Below are 3,585 nucleotides of genomic sequence, written 5' to 3'. Positions count from 1 at the left end.
CCTGGCTGGCCTCCTCGGCCCGGTAGCCGGGACGACAGGAGGGGCGGGGGCGGGGGGCGGCCCCGCCCCCCCCCCCCGGCGCGGGGGCCCCCCGCGACAGGCCTGTGACGGACCAAGATCGTGGATCTGTCCCCCACCGCGGTTACGATGCGCTGGCGCGAGGCCCTGACCTGTCCCGCGCTTCGAACCCGGGGGGTATGGTCATGCGCTTCGCGCTGCTCGGACCGTTGTCGGCCACGGACGACCGGGGGGACGAACGCGCGCCGCGCCCACCCCTGCCCAGAGCCCTGCTCGCGGCGCTCCTGATGGCCCCCAATCGCGTCGTCACGCTGGACCGCCTGGAGGGGATGCTCTGGGACGGCCGCCCGCCCGCCAGTGCCCGCGCGTCCCTGCACAACCACGTGACCCGGCTGCGCCGTTCCCTCGGCGACCCGACACGGATCCTCAGCAGGGACCGCGGCCTCGTCCTGCGCGTCGAGGACGGGGAACTCGACGCCGACCGCCTCGTCGGCGCCCTCGACGAGGCGCGCCGGGCCCGGCACGCCGAGGACTGGGAGCACGTCTCACGCGTCACGGAGGCGGCGCTGGCACTGTGGCGCGGCACGCCCCTCGAGGAGTTCCCGGCCCTCGCGGCCGCCTCCGCCTCCGACCTCACCCGGTGGCAGGAGACACGACTGCAGTGCCTCGAACTCCGGGCGGAAGCGGTCGTCCGACTGGGCGGCCACGAGGAGTTGCTGCCCGAACTGAGGCGGGCCGCGGCCGAGTTCCCGCTGCGCGAGTCCTTCCACACGCATCTCATCCTGATGCTGCACCACACCGGCCGCCGTGCCGAGGCGCTGGAGACGTACCACGAACTGCGCCGCTCACTCGTCGACGCCCTCGGTGTCGAGCCCGGCCCCGGCGCGCGTTCGGCCTTCCAGCAGGTACTGGACGACGAGAGCACCCCCGTCGAGCAGCCGGGCCGCCCGGTGACCGGCTCCGCGTCCGTACCCAGGACCCTGCCGCGCGACCCGGTCGCCTTCACCGGTCGCGAGGCGCAGATCAGTTCCCTCCTCACCGACCTGCGCGCGGGAGCGGAGGGCGGGCCGGGACCGGTGGACCTCCACACCGTGGACGGGATGCCCGGAGTCGGGAAGACGGCCTTCGCCCTGCGCGTCGCCCACCACGTGGGCGCGGACTACCCGGACGGCCAGATCTTCCTTCCCCTGCACGCCCACACCGTCGGCACCCCGCCCGTCGCCCCCGAGGACGCCCTGGCCGAGCTGCTCCTCGCCGTCGGCGAGAGCCCCCACCGCGTGCCGGACGGGCTCGCCGCCCGCGCGGGCCTGTGGCGGAGCCGGATTGCGGGCCGCCGCATGGTCATCCTGCTGGACGACGCCTCGGGCTCCGACCAGGTGGAACCGCTGCTGCCCGGTACGGCGGGCTCGCTGGTCCTCGTCACCAGTCGGCGTCGCCTGGAGGCGCTCACCGGTGCCGCACCGATCACCCTGGGCGTGCTGGCCGAGGACGACGCGATACGGCTGCTCATCACCCGGTCGGGCCGACCGGACATCACACCCGACGACCCCTCACTCGCCCGGCTGGCACACCTCTGCGGCCACCTGCCGCTGGCGCTCAACCTCGTCTCCGCCCGGCTGCGCCACCGGCGGAGCTGGTCCCCCGCGGACATCGCCGAGGACCTCGGGACGGCGGCCGGCCGGCTCGCCGCCCTCGCCACCGAGAACGTGTCGGTCGCCGCCGCGTTCGACCTGTCGTACCGGGCGCTGTCATCGCCTTCCCGCACCCTGCTGCGCCGGCTGGGGCTACTGCCCGGATGCGACATCGACGTCCGTGCCGCCGCCGCGCTGAACGACTCCGAACTCGGCACCGCCCGACGCCTGTTGGAGGACCTCTGCGACCACAGCCTGGTCGACGAGCCCTCGCGCGGGCGCTACCAGATGCACGACCTCGTACGCGAGTACGCCCGGACCCTGGCACACGCCGACGGGCCGGCCGACGCGGACCCGACCGTGCTGCGCCTCCTCGGCCACTACCTCCACGCGGCGACGGACGCGGGGGCCAGAATCGCCCGGCACGCGGTGCACCCGCCCGAGCTGACGGTCGAACGCCCCACGACACTGCCCGAGTTCGCCGACGCGGGCGACGCGACGGCGTGGATGCGCGCCGAACACGCCAACCTTCGCGCCGCCGTCGAGTACGCCTCCCGCCACGGTCTCCACGAGGCCGCCGTGTACCTGCCCGCCGCGATGCACGACTTCCTGCGGGTCGACGGCCACTGGGGTGAGGCCCAGGACCTGCACCTGATCGCCCTCGCGGCTGCCCGGACCGCCGGCGACGAGCTCGGTCAGGCCCTCTCCCTGCACCACCTCGCCATCGTCGACTCGCTCAAGGGCTCCTACGAACAGGCGGAGTCCGGGCTGCTCCAGGCGCTGCTCCTGGTCCGCTCGCGCGGCGACCGCCGACGCGAGGGCATGGTGATGCACGACCTCGGCCGGGTGTTCCGGTTCACCGGCCGGTACGAGGAGGCCACCGACGCGCTGGAGCAGTCCCTCAAGTGCTTCGCCGGCACCGGCGACCGGCGGGACGAGGGGCTGGTCCGGAACGAACTCGGCCACGTGCTGCAACTCGCCGGCCGCTACCCGGAGGCCGCGGAAAGCGTCGGCCTGGCCCTGGCGTCGTTCCGGGACACCGGAGACCGGCTCGGTCTCGCGAACTCCCTCGCCACCCTCGCCGACATCCTCAGATCCCTGGGCCGGTACGCGGAATCCATGACCCACCACCGTCAGGCCCTGGCCCTGTACGGCGAGTTGGGCAACGTCCTGGGGGAGGCGAACGTCCTCGCCGACCTCGGCGACGTGCTGCGGCTCACCGGCGCGTACGAAGAGGCGAAGGCACACCTGACCGAATCGGTGCGGAAGCACGACCAGATCGAAAGCCGGCTCGGCGTGGCGAACTCGCTGACGTACCTCGCCCGGGTCCACTTCCGGTGCGGCGAGATCGAGGAGGCGGAGAATTGCCTCCGCCGCTCCCTCGCCATCTGCGAGCAGGTCAACAGCGCGATGGGACGCGCCTACACGAAGCTGCACCTCGCGGAGGCCGCCCTCCTGCGGGGCGCGCACGACCTGGCGCGGGACGAGGCCGAGCGCTGCCTCGCCGCCTTCCGCGAGCTCGGCGACCTCGGCGGCGAGGTGGCCGCCCTGCACATCCACGGCTCCGCGCTGCTGGCCGTTGGCCTCCCGGAGCAGGCCGCCGCGCGGCACCGCGAATCGCTCGTCCTGGCGGGAACGATCCAGGCACTGTACGAGGAACTGCTCGCTCATCAGGGGATCGCGGACTGCCTCGTCGCCCTCGGCAGGCACGCCTTGGCCGTCCCCCACCTGCGGACCGCCCTGGACATCGCCGAACGACTGGGCGTCCCCGAGACCGACGCCCTCCGGCGGCGCCTGGCCGCGGTCCCCACCCCGGCCGGGACCACCATCTGCACCCCGGCAGGCCGCTGACGCCCCCGGAACCAACCCCCCCGACCCGGTAGACCCCACCCCGTCTCCGCGCGGGACCGGCACCGGGCGTGGTCCGACCCGGACC

The 3,585-nt window shown here is 74.2% G+C and carries 1 protein-coding gene; it reads left to right on the top strand.

The window, feature by feature from the left end; all coding sequences use genetic code 11:
- Nucleotides 1–203 precede the first annotated feature (203 nt).
- Nucleotides 204–3,500 (top strand): tetratricopeptide repeat protein, encoded by a 3,297-nt coding sequence (locus tag ACFCY7_RS40180; protein ID WP_376491034.1) that lies wholly within the window; start codon nucleotides 204–206, stop codon nucleotides 3,498–3,500.
- Nucleotides 3,501–3,585: the final 85 nt, after the last annotated feature.

The sequence above is a fragment of the Streptomyces sp. NPDC056361 genome, from assembly GCF_042262805.1.
GTDB lineage: Bacteria > Actinomycetota > Actinomycetes > Streptomycetales > Streptomycetaceae > Streptomyces.
This window is presented reverse-complemented; position numbering and strand designations above follow the sequence as displayed.

What these genes read in the sequence shown, in the direction of transcription:
- ACFCY7_RS40180 (WP_376491034.1), top strand. Translation starts at nt 204, where the DNA reads ATGCGCTTCGCGCTGCTCGGACCGTTGTCGGCCACGGACGACCGGGGG.